General features: G+C 60.1%; 13 protein-coding genes. 7 read left to right on the top strand and 6 right to left on the bottom strand.

All coding sequences use genetic code 11. The features are described from left to right. Positions 1–51: 51 nt before the first annotated feature. On the bottom strand, positions 52–1,020 hold the full coding sequence (locus tag AAY24_RS12815; RefSeq protein ID WP_046860017.1) for a dihydroorotate dehydrogenase: 969 nt from the start codon (positions 1,018–1,020) through the stop codon (positions 52–54). Between the two features lie 17 nt (positions 1,021–1,037). Here AAY24_RS12815 and trmL point away from each other — a divergent pair, with 17 nt between their 5' ends. After that, positions 1,038–1,502 carry a tRNA (uridine(34)/cytosine(34)/5-carboxymethylaminomethyluridine(34)-2'-O)-methyltransferase TrmL gene (gene trmL, locus AAY24_RS12810; RefSeq protein ID WP_046860016.1) on the top strand — a complete coding sequence of 155 codons (465 nt, stop codon included), beginning with the start codon at positions 1,038–1,040 and terminating at the stop codon, positions 1,500–1,502. An 8-nt stretch (positions 1,503–1,510) separates the two neighbouring features. On the opposite strand, the gene AAY24_RS12805 is transcribed toward trmL, so the two are convergent. The 4 genes from AAY24_RS12805 to AAY24_RS12790 all read right to left on the bottom strand — a co-directional run bounded on the left by AAY24_RS12805 (position 1,511) and on the right by AAY24_RS12790 (position 4,026). Further along, positions 1,511–2,518, bottom strand: coding sequence for an NAD(P)H-dependent glycerol-3-phosphate dehydrogenase (locus AAY24_RS12805; protein ID WP_046860015.1), 1,008 nt, complete (start codon positions 2,516–2,518; stop codon positions 1,511–1,513). A 6-nt stretch (positions 2,519–2,524) separates the two neighbouring features. Continuing rightward, entirely contained in the window at positions 2,525–3,004 is a 480-nt protein-coding gene (gene secB / locus AAY24_RS12800; protein ID WP_046860014.1) for a protein-export chaperone SecB, read from the bottom strand. A gap of 41 nt (positions 3,005–3,045) precedes the next feature. Further along, positions 3,046–3,468: a rhodanese-like domain-containing protein gene (locus AAY24_RS12795; RefSeq protein ID WP_046860013.1), complete on the bottom strand. Its 423-nt coding sequence runs from the start codon at positions 3,466–3,468 to the stop codon at positions 3,046–3,048. Between the two features lie 264 nt (positions 3,469–3,732). Further along, the gene (locus AAY24_RS12790) at positions 3,733–4,026 is read right to left on the bottom strand and encodes an ArsR/SmtB family transcription factor (protein WP_037374648.1); all 294 of its coding nucleotides are present in this window, start codon (positions 4,024–4,026) and stop codon (positions 3,733–3,735) included. Between the two features lie 449 nt (positions 4,027–4,475). Between AAY24_RS12790 and gpmI the strand changes: the two genes are divergently transcribed. The 5 genes from gpmI to AAY24_RS12765 are packed head-to-tail and all read left to right on the top strand — an operon-like array spanning position 4,476 to position 9,959. Then, positions 4,476–6,053, top strand: a complete 1,578-nt coding sequence (gene gpmI / locus AAY24_RS12785; protein ID WP_046860012.1) for a 2,3-bisphosphoglycerate-independent phosphoglycerate mutase — start codon at positions 4,476–4,478, stop codon at positions 6,051–6,053. Next, positions 6,053–7,363 carry a murein hydrolase activator EnvC family protein gene (locus AAY24_RS12780; RefSeq protein ID WP_052761233.1) on the top strand — a complete coding sequence of 437 codons (1,311 nt, stop codon included), beginning with the start codon at positions 6,053–6,055 and terminating at the stop codon, positions 7,361–7,363. The genes gpmI and AAY24_RS12780 overlap by 1 nt, the downstream gene beginning before the upstream one ends. After that, positions 7,347–8,645, top strand: coding sequence for a S41 family peptidase (locus AAY24_RS12775; protein ID WP_046860011.1), 1,299 nt, complete (start codon positions 7,347–7,349; stop codon positions 8,643–8,645). The genes AAY24_RS12780 and AAY24_RS12775 overlap by 17 nt, the downstream gene beginning before the upstream one ends. A gap of 1 nt (position 8,646) precedes the next feature. Beyond that, positions 8,647–9,465, top strand: a complete 819-nt coding sequence (locus tag AAY24_RS12770; RefSeq protein ID WP_046860010.1) for a divergent polysaccharide deacetylase family protein — start codon at positions 8,647–8,649, stop codon at positions 9,463–9,465. Then, positions 9,411–9,959 (top strand): DJ-1 family glyoxalase III, encoded by a 549-nt coding sequence (locus tag AAY24_RS12765; RefSeq protein WP_046860009.1) that lies wholly within the window; start codon positions 9,411–9,413, stop codon positions 9,957–9,959. Before AAY24_RS12770 ends, AAY24_RS12765 begins: the two co-directional genes overlap by 55 nt. Positions 9,960–9,978: 19 nt before the next feature. Here AAY24_RS12765 and AAY24_RS12760 read toward each other — a convergent pair whose 3' ends face one another. Further along, a complete protein-coding gene (locus tag AAY24_RS12760) occupies positions 9,979–11,103 on the bottom strand; it encodes a 6-phosphofructokinase (RefSeq protein ID WP_046860008.1) in 1,125 nt (374 codons plus the stop codon). A gap of 115 nt (positions 11,104–11,218) precedes the next feature. Between AAY24_RS12760 and AAY24_RS18585 the strand changes: the two genes are divergently transcribed. Beyond that, positions 11,219–12,685, top strand: coding sequence for a formylglycine-generating enzyme family protein (locus AAY24_RS18585; RefSeq protein ID WP_199930373.1), 1,467 nt, complete (start codon positions 11,219–11,221; stop codon positions 12,683–12,685). Positions 12,686–12,700: the final 15 nt, after the last annotated feature.

Genomic DNA, 12,700 nt, shown 5'->3' with positions numbered 1-12,700 from the left:
TCGAGCACACTGAAGCAACCTGGTGGGTAATAAATCTGCAAGTCAGCCTGTTCAGCAACACCGGGTTGCCGGTCGCGGACTGTTCAGCGTTAAAGTTCCGGTTAACTGTCTGACTGATGCCATATTGTGCTTTTCCAGATAGGCCTTTATACCACGGTTTATCTTCCCGCAGATCAACGGGTCGTAAAAGAGCGCGGTACCGATGCCGACTGCGGAGGCCCCCGCAATCAGGAACTCAATGGCGTCCTCGGCAGTGGTGATGCCACCCTGACCGATGATGGGAATACCGTGCTCCCGGCACACCTGGTACACCTGGTGGACTTTTAGTAGGGCGACCGGCTTGATGGCCGGGCCGGACAGACCGCCCTGATTGTTGCCGATAATGGGTGTGCGACTTTCAATATCAATGGCCATGCCCATCAGGGTGTTGATCACCGCAAAGGCGTCCGAACCGGCCTCGATGCAGCCCCGGGCATTGGCGGCGATATCGGTCTGGTTGGGCGAGAGCTTGGTGATCAGGGGTTTGCTGGTGGCCCGGCGACACGCCTCCACCACCCGGGCCGACATGGCTGGATCATTACCGAATGCGACGCCACCCTCCTTGACGTTGGGACAGGAGATGTTGATCTCGATGGCATCAATGGGTGAGTCATCAAAACGCCGGGTAACCTCTTCATACTCCTCGATAGTGGAGCCGGAGACGTTGGCGATAAAGCGGGTTTCGGAGAAATCCAGGGTCGGCAGAATCTCCCGTACCACCTTGTCCACCCCGGGATTCTGCAGCCCGATGGCGTTGAGCATACCCTCGGGGGTTTCGTAGATGCGGTGCGGGGCGTTGCCCAGCCGTGGCTCGCCGGTGGTCCCTTTCAGGCAGATGGCGCCCGCATCCCGGTTGCTAAAGCCGGCTACCCGCGTGTACTCTTCGCCGAAGCCTACACAGCCGGAGAGCAGCACCAGGGGAGTGTTGAAGTTGAGTCCGCAGAAATCAACGGCCAGGGGCGAGTCACTGATTGTCGTCATCGAATGGTTCCAATGTCATGTTTAACGTAGCACTGTATGAGCCGGAGATTCCGCCCAATACAGGTAATATCATACGCCTGTGCGCCAACAGTGGCAGCCGGCTCCATCTTATCCATCCGCTCGGTTTCACCCTGGAGGATCGCCAGTTGCGCCGGGCAGGACTGGATTATCACGACCTGGCCTGTCTGCAGGAGTATGCGGATATGGCGACCTTTCTCTCCCAGCATGCCCCCCGGAGGTTGTTTGCCTGCTCCACCCGCGGCAGCCGCTGTTACAGCGAGGTGGACTACCGGCCGGATGACACCCTGCTGTTCGGCCCGGAGACCCGGGGTCTGCCCCAGACCCTGCTGGACCAGTTGCCACCGGAGCAGCTGATCCGCATACCGATGCAGGCGGGCAATCGCAGTATCAATCTCTCCAATGCGGTGGCGATCATCCTGTTCGAGGCGTGGCGCCAGCAGGGGTTTGATGGCGCGGTTTAGTCCACCGGTCAACCGGCCTCGGGCCGGGGGTCTCGATCCAACAACGCCTGCACGGCGGTTCTGGGATCCAGTCCTTCGTAAAGTACCCGTTCGATCTGCTCAGTAATCGGCATCTCCACGCCCAGTGACCTGGCCCGCTTGTGGATCTCCCGGGTCGCCATCACCCCTTCCACCTCCTGGCCGATCTCCTGTTTCGCCTGGTCGATGGTCAGACCCCGCGCCAGTGCCAGACCCATGCGGCGGTTACGTGACTGGTTGTCGGTACAGGTCAGAACCAGATCGCCCATGCCGCCGAGACCGATAAAGGTCTCCATCTTGCCACCCAGGGCCAGCCCCAGGCGCATAATTTCACTCAGTCCCCGGGTGATCAGGGCGGCGCGGGCATTGGCGCCGAAGGCGAGGCCGTCAGAGATACCGGCACCGATCGCCATGACGTTCTTGGCCGCACTGCCGATCTCCAGGCCGATCACATCGCTGCTGGTGTAGGCGCGAAAACAGTCAGAGTGGAAATAGCCGGCAATCCGCTTGGCATAGTCGTGGGAGGTGGAAGCAACGGTGACTGCCGTGGGCAGACCAGCCGCCACCTCCTTGGCAAAACTGGGACCGGAGATGACCGCCGTGGGGCGCTCTGGACCCAGGATATCCTCCGCCACTTCGTGCAGCAGCTGACCTGAGGCGGGATCGAGCCCCTTGGTGGCCCAGCAGACCCCGGTCCGTTCCGCCAACAGGGGTTCAACCGATTTGAGAACCGCGGCGAACGCATGACTGGGGACGGCGATCAGGATCTCGTCGGCATCGCGCACCGCGTCCGCCAGTTCCACCGTCGGAGTCAGTCCGGGCGGGAACGGGATGCCGGGCAGGAAGGTGCTGTTTTCACCCTCCCGGGCCAGTTGGCGAACCTCTTCAGGCAGATGTCCCCAGAGCCGCACACGGATGCCATTGCGCGCCAGCAGGATCGCCAGGGCGGTACCCCAGGATCCGGCGCCGAGAACGGAAAAGACGGGTGCTGCGGACATGACGGATCAGTGCGGGGCCGGCTCGGCGGGTTGCTGCTTGCTGGCCTGCTCCTGCTGATGCTGGGCATAGAGCTGGTCGAAGCTCACCGGTGTGAGCAGCAGTTGGGGGAAACTCCCCTTGCTGACCAGATCGGAGACCACTTCCCGGGCATAGGGGAACAGGATGTTGGGACAGTAGGCACCCATCAGGTGACCCATCTCCGCTTCCGGGAAGTCCCGCACAGTGAAGATACCTCCCTGCTGCACCTCCACCAGGTAGGCGGTCTTGTCGCCGAGTTTGGTGGTCACGGTGACCGTCAACACCACTTCGTAAAGGTCTTCATCCAGCTTGCTGACAGCGCTGTTCAGACTCAGGCTCGATTCCGGTTTCCACTCCTGGGTGAAAATGGCCGGTGAGTTGGGTGTCTCGAAAGAGATATCCTTCACATAGATGCGTTGCAGTGAAAACTCGCGGCTGGGTGTGGTGGCTTGATCATTATCCGTCATGTCTTGAATCTCTGTGGTCTGTCGTTGTGTGGAATTCGGGGTTACTTTTTACTGATTGGCAGGCTGTCGTTCTGCCAGGCAAGCATGCCGCCCTGGAGATTATAGACCGGCTCGATGCCGGCATTCCGCAGCACCTTGCAGGCGGCGGCGGACTGCGCTCCGGAACGGCAGGCGACAATAATCGGCTTCCCCTTGTGTTTGGTCACCACGCTGATCTGGTTCTTCAGCGCGGTGCTGGGAATGTTGATGGCATTCACGATATGACCGTTGTTGAAGTCCGCAATCGGTCGCACATCCACTACCACGGCATCCTCCCGGTTGATCAACTGGGTGGCCTGTAATGGTGTGACAGAGGATTTTCCTCCCATCCCGGCCAGCAGGTTCTGCACGAGCAGTACCAGCACCACCACCAGGGCGGAGAACAGAATAATGTGGTTTGTGATGAATTCGATAAGCTGTTGCATGGATTTCGGCTGCTGGAAGTTGTTGGTAATGGATTCACAAAGGAGGCACATTCTAGACCAGGGGGCTACGCGGTACCACGCTTTGTGCGGAATATTACCCCGGATGAGTGATCGGTAGGCGACTATCGAGGATTATTCGGGCTGGAAATCGGGGGTTGCCACGGAGCCGGGAAGGTCTGCCGGTTCAGTTAGCTATCCGCAGCCTCGGGGGAAAAACGGACACCCGATAGCTCGTGTGTCCGTTTTCGATGCCCCTATCGGGATTCAGTGTCCGTGGGAACAGAACACCTCGCGCATCATGCCTATCAGCTTCAAGGTACGTGAATCACTCACCCGGTAGTAGACCCGGTTGGCGTCTTTGCGGGAGGCCAGGATGCCCTTGTCCCGGAGTATGGCCAGATGTTGCGAGATATTGCTCTGGGAGGTGCCGACATGTTCGACAATCTCCTGAACGCTCACCTCTTCATCACCCAGGGTGCAGAGGATCTTCAGCCGCAGGGGGTGTGACATGGCCTTGAGTGACCGGGATGCGCGTTCGATATCCTCGTCATCGGCCATCAGGTCGACGTCGGAGTCAAAGGCGTGCTTGGAGTCAAGCACCGGGACCTTGGGAGTTCCAAACTTATGTTCCATAAAATACCGGACCTTGGTTAATAATCAGCTGTAGTGATCTGGATGAACAAGCGTTGAATATCAGCTACTTAAGGCTGGGCGTGGCCCAGCAATAAAACGGGACCACAGGGGTTAAGCTTCACCCCTTTGCCTATCTCCGGTACTGCAGGCAACCAACTGAAACACAACGAGCCTTTATAAAAAAACAATAATAAACTGTTTTACGTAAATATATCCGCTTTTTCAATCAGTATAAATTGTTTTCCCATAATTAATAACTGGTTTTATTCAACCGGACTTAATGTTGAAGTGGTTAAAATGGTGTAATATCACCGCTATTTTCAATGGGTTAGCCGGGATATCCGGCGACCAATCTAACGGAGTCGGTAACGGAGATGTCTTTCAGAGCAAAACCAGCAGTGCTGCTGATCATGGATGGCTGGGGATACAGTGAAGAGGCCCGGTCCAATGCCATCATGGCCGCGGATACGCCGGTGTGGGACAGCCTCTGGGAGCGATATCCCCATACCTTGATCAACACCTCCGGTGCCGAGGTGGGATTGCCGGATGGCCAGATGGGTAATTCCGAGGTGGGGCATCTCAACCTGGGGGCTGGCCGGGTGGTCTACCAGGAGTTTACCCGGGTCAGCCGTTCGGTGCGCACCGGCTCCTTCTTCACCAACCGCACGCTGGTGGATGCGGTTGACGGGGCGATCAGGAAAGATCGAGCGGTCCATATTCTGGGTCTGCTCTCTCCCGGCGGCGTGCATAGCCATGAAGAGCACATTCACGCCATGGCAAAGCTGGCGGTTGAACGGGGTGCCAGCCGGGTTTACGTACATGCATTTCTGGATGGGCGTGACATGCCGCCGAAGAGTGCAAGCGCCTCCATCCAGGCCATGAACCGGGTATTTACCGAGCTGGGGGAGGGGCGTATCGCCTCCATTATCGGCCGTTTCTACGCCATGGACCGGGATAATCGCTGGGATCGGGTGCAGCGGGCCTTCCAGCTCCTGGTCGAGGGAGAGGCGGAGTTCACCGCACCCGATGCGGAGCTGGCGCTGCAACAGGCCTATCAACGGGATGAGACGGACGAGTTCGTTAAGGCCACCCGTATCGTGCCGCCGGGGGAGCAGCCGGTCACCATCGAGGATGGGGATGCGGTGCTGTTCATGAATTACCGCTCCGACCGGGCACGGGAGCTGACCCGCGCATTTATTGAACAGGACTTTGATGGTTTCGAACGACCACGGGTGCCCCGGTTGAGCAGCTTCGTCAGCCTGACTGAATACAACAAGGATTTCGATATCCCGGTGGCCTTCCCGCCCGAGCGGCTGGATAACGTATTTGGTGAATACATCTCCAAGTTGGGGCTGCGGCAGCTGCGCCTGGCGGAGACCGAAAAGTATGCCCACGTCACCTTTTTCTTCAACGGCGGCCGGGAGCAGGTGTTTGAAGGGGAAGATCGTATCCTGATCCCCTCGCCCAAAGTGAATACCTATGATCTGAAGCCGGAGATGAGTGCACCCCAGGTGACGGACGCCCTGGTGGAGGCGATCAAGAGCGACAAGTATGACGCCATTATCTGCAACTACGCCAACTCCGACATGGTGGGACATACCGGAAAGTTCGATGCCGCGGTAGCGGCTATCGAGGCGCTGGACCGCTGCCTGGGACGGGTGGTGGAGGCGATCGAGCAGAGCGGTGGTGAAATGCTGATCACCGCCGACCATGGCAATGCGGAGCAGATGGAGGATGTGGAGAATGCCCAACCCCACACTGCCCACACACAGAACCCGGTCCCGCTGCTCTATGTGGGACGTCCGGGGCAGCTCAACCAACGGGGCGCCCTGTGTGATATCGCGCCGACCCTGTTGACCCTGATGGGATTGGCGGTGCCCTCCGAAATGCGCGGACACAATCTGCTGCAGCTGACCGAACAGGAAGCCACGACTGGTTCACAGAAGGACTGATGGCTCCTGAGTTCTGCCGGCGCCTGGCCGTTATACTGATTCCGATAACGCTACTGTCGGGTAGTGCGCTGGCCGCCTCGGAAGATGGGGTGATCAGTAGCAGGGAAGGTGAACTGAAGCAGCTTCAGAAAGAGATCTCCACACTGCAGCAGCAACTTAGCGGTCGCGAGCGGGAACGCCAGGCCCTGCAGGAGCAGCTGCGCCGAGCTGAGAAGGCGATCGGTAAGACGACACGTGATCTGCGCGACCTGGCCGCCAGTCTGAAACGGCAGCAGCGGCTGCTGGATCAACTTCAGGCCCGGCGCACGGATCAGCTGAAGGCTTTGGAGGAGAACCGACAGGCATTGAAACAGCAGATGCGCTCGGCCTATGCCATGGGGCGTCAGGAGCGGCTGAAGATTCTGCTCAATCAGCAAGACCCTGCCGTGGTAAGCCGGCTGCTGATCTATTACGACTACCTCAACCGCTCCCGGGCCGAGCAGATCAGCCGGCTCGACCAGGCGCTGAAGGCGCTGCAGGAGACCGAATCGAACCTGCTTCTGGAGCGTGAGCGGATGCGCCAGACCCAGGCGCAGGTGCTGGCGCAACAGCGCAGCCTGGACCAGGAACAGCAGAAACGGCAGCAGGTGTTGGCGCTGCTGAACCAGGATATCGAGAGTAAGGGAGAGGTGCTCAAAGGCTACCAAAGGGATGCCCAGCAGTTGCAGAATCTGCTCAAGAAACTCCAGGCAGAGATCGTCAATCTGCCGATCGAAACTGAAAAACACAAGCCATTCAAACAGCTGAAGGGTCGCCTGAAGTGGCCGATCAAGGGTCGCCTGGCCACCCGGTTCGGTACCTCCCGGGCGGGCGGCCTGAAGTGGGATGGTGTGGTGATCGCCGCCCGGGAGGGGGTGGAGGTTCGGGCAGTACACCACGGCCGGGTCGCTTTTGCTGACTGGTTGCGTGGTTTTGGCCTGTTGATGATTATTGACCATGGTGATGGCTACATGAGTCTTTATGGCAATAACCAGAGCCTGTTCAAGGAAGCGGGCGACTGGGTAGAACCGGGTGAGCCGGTGGCGCTGGTGGGTAACAGTGGTGGCCAGGCCAATCCGGGGGTATATTTTGGTATACGCTACAAGGGTCGCCCGGTAAATCCGAAGCGGTGGTGTGAAGCAACGCAAGGTAACCGGGTAGGTGCCTTGGGACGCGACGCCTTGACGGGACTGGTGCAACTGGCCACCCTGCACCTTTCTGATCCCGCCGCCAGCATTGCGATGTCACGCGGCAATCGAAGCAGAGAAGCAAGATATGAAGAGAAGATTTGACTCGGCACGTGCACTGATTCTGGGCTTGATTCCTGGAGTGTTGCTGATCCTGGCCACAGGCGTTTCCGCTGAAGAGCCGAAAGCGCCCCTGCCGATGCAGGAGCTGCGTGCCTTCGCCGAGATATTCGGGCGAATCAAGGAGAGCTACGTGGAGCCGGTGGATGACAAGGCGCTGCTGGAGTCTGCCATCCGCGGCATGTTGGCGGGGCTGGATCCCCACTCATCCTACCTGAACGAGGAGGAGTTTGACGATCTGCAGGCCGGCACCAGTGGTGAGTTCGGCGGGCTGGGCATCGAAGTAGGCCAGGAGGACGGCTTCGTCAAGGTGATCTCCCCCATCGACGACACCCCCGCCCAGCGGGCCGGCGTGAAGGCCGGTGATCTGATCATCCGGCTGGATGAGAAGCCGATCAAAGGCATGAGCCTGGAAGAAGCGGTCAATCTGATGCGTGGCAAACCCGGTACCAAAGTGGTGCTCACCATTGCCCGGGAGGGGGAAGAGAAGCCGCTGCGTATAACGGTGGTGCGGGACATCATCAAGGTTGCCAGTGTCAAGGGGCGTATGCTGGAAGAGGGCTTTGCCTATGTGCGACTCTCCCACTTCCAGTCCCGTACCACCGAGGACATGCTGAAAAAGATCAGTGAGCTGAAGGCCGAGTCCAAAGTGGGCATCAAGGGCCTGGTGCTGGATCTGCGCAACAACCCGGGTGGCATTCTGAACGGAGCGGTCTCCGTCAGTGACGCCTTCCTGACCGATGGTATCGTGGTCTATACCCAGGGGCGTGACGAAGAGTCACGGCTTGATTTCAATGCCGCCCCGGATGATGTGCTGGATGGGGCACCCATGGTGGTATTGGTCAACGGCGGCTCCGCATCCGCTTCCGAGATTGTGGCCGGCGCCCTGCAGGATCACCGACGGGCTATCATCATGGGTAGTCAGACCTTCGGCAAAGGTTCGGTTCAGACCATCATCCCGGTCAGCCAGACGGCAGCAGTGAAGCTGACCACGGCGCGTTATTTCACACCCTCCGGCCGCTCCATTCAGGGCGAGGGGATCAAACCGGATATCGTGCTGTCTGACGCCAAACTGACCCGCAACGAGACGGATGACGCGATCCGTATCAAGGAGGCGGATCTGGCCGGTCACCTGGAGAACGGTAATGGCAAGAGCGAGCCGGAAGAGCAATCGGACCAGCCCGGACCCGATGTGGGTGACGACTACCAATTGAGCGAAGCCCTCAACCTGTTAAAGGGCATCGCCATATTCAATAACTGGGACTGAGATGACCGCAACAGGTGGGTGCCGACTGACTCTGCTGCTACTGTTGTTGGGCTTTGCCTGGCCAGCAGGATCGGCCGGTGCCGCCGCCACTCCGGTGATTACCATCATTATCGATGACATGGGTAACCACGGGGGGTGGGGCGATGCTGCTCTGGCGGTGCCGGGTCCGGTGACCTATGCGTTCCTGCCTCACACCCCCCACGCCAACCGGTTGGCCCTTAAGGCTCACGCTGCAGGCAAAGAGGTGATGTTGCACCTGCCCATGCAATCCCATGATGGCAATGCCCTGGGCCCCGGCGCCCTGACCCTGCACATGACCGAGACCGCCTTCAAGCGCACCCTGGAGGAGAATCTGAAAGCGGTTCCCTACGTCAAAGGCATCAACAACCACATGGGCAGCCTGTTGACCCGCCACCCCGGCGCCATGGCCTGGCTCATGCAGGGAATACGTTCCCGGGGCGATCTGTTTTTTATCGACAGCCGCACCACCCTGGCCACAGTGGCCAGGCAATTGGCAGTGGAGTACCAGGTGCCGAGTGCCAGTCGGGATGTGTTTCTGGATAATAGTCGCGATCCGGCGGCTATCAGTCGCCAGTTCGACCAGTTGTTGAAGCGGGCCCGCCGCCAGGGTTACGCCATCGGTATCGGTCACCCCTATCCGGAAACCAGCCAGGTGCTGGCGCAACGGTTGGCGGATATGGAGGCACTGGGTGTGCGCCTGATACCCGCCTCGGAAATGATCAACTACCAAAGGAGCAGAACCCTATGGCACGCATCCTCGTCCCCCTCGCCCACGGTTGCGAAGAGCTTGAAGCAGTAACCATTATCGACCTGCTGCGTCGGGCCGGTCAGGAGGTGGTCACGGCGGGTCTGGAACCGGGACCGGTGACCGCCAGTCGTGGCGTGGTACTGCAACCGGATGTGACGCTGGATGAGGTGCTGGAACAGCCCTTCGATATGGTGGCACTGCCGGGGGGATTACCGGGTGCCGACCACCTGGATCGGGATCCACGTATTCATGCGCTGCTGGAACGGGTGGCGTCACACCAGGGCTTCACGGCGGCGATCTGCGCGGCGCCTAAAGTGCTGGCTAATGCAGGACTGCTGAATGGCCGTCAGGCCACCGCTTATCCGGGGGTGTTGGAGGGCATGCAGCTGGGCGATGTGCAGCTGGCCGCATCCGCGGTGGTCAGGGACGGTCAGGTCATCACCTCCCGGGGTCCCGGTACCGCGATGGATTTCGCTCTGACCCTGGTCGAGGCGCTGGCCGGCCGGGAAAAACGTGATGAGGTGGAGGCGGGGCTGGCGCGTTAGCTACCCCACCGTCACCGTTTCAATCCCCCAGGCTGGTGCCGACACGGCGGGCGCTGAGGATCCAGGGATGATCCAGGGGCACCAGCTTCTTCACACCGGCCACCTCCTCCAGGGGTACCGGGACGGCTGCTTCCCCGGCCGCCGCCACCATCACTCCGTAACACTTCTGCTGAATCAGGTCGGCACAGGCGCTGCCCAGGCGGGTGGCCAGCAATCGGTCCGCCGTCGACGGTGAACCACCCCGTTGCACATGGCCAAGGATGGTGACCCGACTCTCCAAACCGGTGAGTTGCTCCAGCTGTTCCGACAGCCGGACGGTGTGATTACCCAGGTGATCCGCCTCCAGCGCCGCCAATTTTTCCCTGGCGCGCTGTTTGTCATGCTTGTTGGAGGCCTTCTTTTTGCGTTTTTGAATAGCCCGGAACCTGGCTACCTGTTGTAACGAGCGGGCGCCCTCCGCCACTGCCACGATACTGAAGCGCTTGCCGTTCCGGGCACGCTGGCGGATCGCTTCAGCGACCCGCCGGATATCATAGGGGATCTCCGGTAACAGAATCACGTCGGCTCCCCCGGCGATACCGGCCCCCAGGGCGAGCCAGCCGGCCCGGTGCCCCATGATCTCCACCACGATGACCCGGTGATGGCTGTGGGCGGTACTGTGCAACCGGTCGATTGCTTCGGTGGCGATACCCAACGCGGTATCAAAACCGAAGCTGGTGTCCGTCCCAGCCACATCGTTATCAATGGTCTTCGGCAGGGTGATGATATTGAGTCCCTGCTGTTTCAGGCGCAGGGCGTTCTTCTGGGTGCCGCCACCGCCCAGGCAGATCAGCACATCCAACCGGTGTTGCCGATAGTTGCGCACAATGGTTTCGGTCATGTCGGTGGGCTTACCGTTCACCAGCATGCGGTGCGGCTTGTCCCGACTGGTACCGAGAATGGTGCCACCTTGGGTCAGGATACCGGACAACTGCTCCCCATCCAGGCGCATGGAGCGGTTCTCCATCAGGCCCCGAAAACCGTCCCGAAAGCCGATCAACTCCATGCCGTAGTGTCCCTGCACGCTCTTGCCAACGCCCCGAATGGCGGCATTGAGTCCCGGGCTGTCACCACCGGCGGTGAGGATACCAACTTTTCTGGTCACGCTAATTATCCCTGGTATGGGTAAATCGATGTATGACAAGATAGCAAAACATGGCGGGGAACGGCAGCGCTCCCCGGCCCATGGCCACAGCATAAGAACAAGCACGGAGGTAGCCATGCCCCCCGATAAGCTTTGCCGGTGGTATCTGCACTTGACCCTGATCGCCACGATAGTGGTTCACCCGGTGTTGGCCGACGGTTATGACGTGGTGACCCTGAACAATGGTGATATCTATAACGGCACGGTGGCTCAGCCTTACTTTACCCTGGTGACCCGCTATGGAGAGGTAACCATCCCCTATGCGCAGATGGCGCTCCTGCGGCGGGGTGGGGCGGATCAGTCAGATCTGATCCAGACCCATCGGGGCGATCGTTTCAGCGGCCGATTGAAGGAGCGGAGAGTCACCGTACTGCGGGTACTGGATCCCCTGTTACCGGTGGCAACGGAGGATATCTCCGACATTCTGTTCGCCCACCGCCAGTTTCGCCCCAGGCCCTTTCGGAGCCCGGATTCGGTAATTACCCGGAGTGGTGACCGCTTTGCCGCCCGTCTCCTGACCGGGCTGTTACCCCTGATCGGTCAGGATGGACCCAGGTTGACCAATCCCGATGAAATCCAGCGGCTGGATGTGGCCACGGACGATGAGGGTGACGACTACCTGGCCCAGATAGTGACCAATACCGGTGAAGTGCTACAGGGAAAATTCAATCTGGAGAGCGTGGTGGTGGAGACCGCTGTTGGTGTCACCCTGACAATTCCCATCACCGAACTGAGCCAACTGGCGCTGCGGGTCAACCGCCCCGGTCACCCGCCGCTGTTTCGATCTCTGCAGCGACTCAACCCGGCCAACCTGATCCAGGATCGGATGCGGGATGGTACACCGGGACCCCAGATGCGGGTGCTGCGGGGGGGCCGTTATACCCAGGGTGACCTGCAGGGTGACGGGGATGGCGATGAGCGCCCGACCCGTCTGGTCTCCCTGCAACCCTTCGCTATCGGAGTCTACGAGGTGACATTCGAAGAGTATGACCGGTTCTGCCGGGATACCGGTCATCGCCGGCCGGACGACCAGGGTTGGGGGCGGGGCGACCGCCCGGTAGTCAATGTGACCTGGGTAGATGCCAATCGCTTCGCCGACTGGCTCAGTCGTCGGACCGGGCAACGCTACCGGTTGCCGACCGATGCAGAGTGGGAGTACGCCGCCCGTGGTGGCACCAGCAGTCGCTACTGGTGGGGTGACGATGTTGTCCCCGGGCAGGCCAACTGTGCCGACTGCGGCAGTCTCTGGGATGGGGAGAAGAGTGCCCCGGTAGGACGGTTTCTGCCCAATCCCTTCGGGTTGCACGATACGGCCGGTAATGTTTTTGAATGGGTTCAGGAGTGTTGGCGGGATGATTTTTCCATCCCCCCCGGTCAGGACGCCGGAGTAGGGGATGGCAAGTGCGGTAAGCGGGTCATCCGGGGCGGCGCCTGGAGTTTTCCCCACCAGGAGGTGCGTCCAGCCAATCGCTGGCGGGACTTTCCCACCCGCCGGAGCGATGACACCGGTTTCCGGTTGGTACGGGAACTGCGCGCCGATTGAAACAGGTCGGCTCTC

The organism is Sedimenticola thiotaurini, assembly GCF_001007875.1.
Taxonomy (GTDB): Bacteria; Pseudomonadota; Gammaproteobacteria; order Chromatiales; family Chromatiaceae; genus Sedimenticola; species Sedimenticola thiotaurini.
Note: the sequence above shows the minus strand (reverse complement) of the source record. Positions and strands in the feature narration are given on the sequence as shown.

Bases quoted from the DNA above. Each gene is read 5' to 3' on its own strand.
- AAY24_RS12815 (WP_046860017.1), bottom strand. From the start codon at position 1,020: ATGACGACAATCAGTGACTCGCCCCTGGCCGTTGATTTCTGCGGACTC.
- trmL (WP_046860016.1), top strand. From the start codon at position 1,038: ATGTTTAACGTAGCACTGTATGAGCCGGAGATTCCGCCCAATACAGGT.
- AAY24_RS12805 (WP_046860015.1), bottom strand. From the start codon at position 2,518: ATGTCCGCAGCACCCGTCTTTTCCGTTCTCGGCGCCGGATCCTGGGGT.
- secB (WP_046860014.1), bottom strand. From the start codon at position 3,004: ATGACGGATAATGATCAAGCCACCACACCCAGCCGCGAGTTTTCACTG.
- AAY24_RS12795 (WP_046860013.1), bottom strand. From the start codon at position 3,468: ATGCAACAGCTTATCGAATTCATCACAAACCACATTATTCTGTTCTCC.
- AAY24_RS12790 (WP_037374648.1), bottom strand. From the start codon at position 4,026: ATGGCCGATGACGAGGATATCGAACGCGCATCCCGGTCACTCAAGGCC.
- gpmI (WP_046860012.1), top strand. From the start codon at position 4,476: ATGTCTTTCAGAGCAAAACCAGCAGTGCTGCTGATCATGGATGGCTGG.
- AAY24_RS12780 (WP_052761233.1), top strand. From the start codon at position 6,053: ATGGCTCCTGAGTTCTGCCGGCGCCTGGCCGTTATACTGATTCCGATA.
- AAY24_RS12775 (WP_046860011.1), top strand. From the start codon at position 7,347: ATGAAGAGAAGATTTGACTCGGCACGTGCACTGATTCTGGGCTTGATT.
- AAY24_RS12770 (WP_046860010.1), top strand. From the start codon at position 8,647: ATGACCGCAACAGGTGGGTGCCGACTGACTCTGCTGCTACTGTTGTTG.
- AAY24_RS12765 (WP_046860009.1), top strand. From the start codon at position 9,411: ATGGCACGCATCCTCGTCCCCCTCGCCCACGGTTGCGAAGAGCTTGAA.
- AAY24_RS18585 (WP_199930373.1), top strand. From the start codon at position 11,219: ATGCCCCCCGATAAGCTTTGCCGGTGGTATCTGCACTTGACCCTGATC.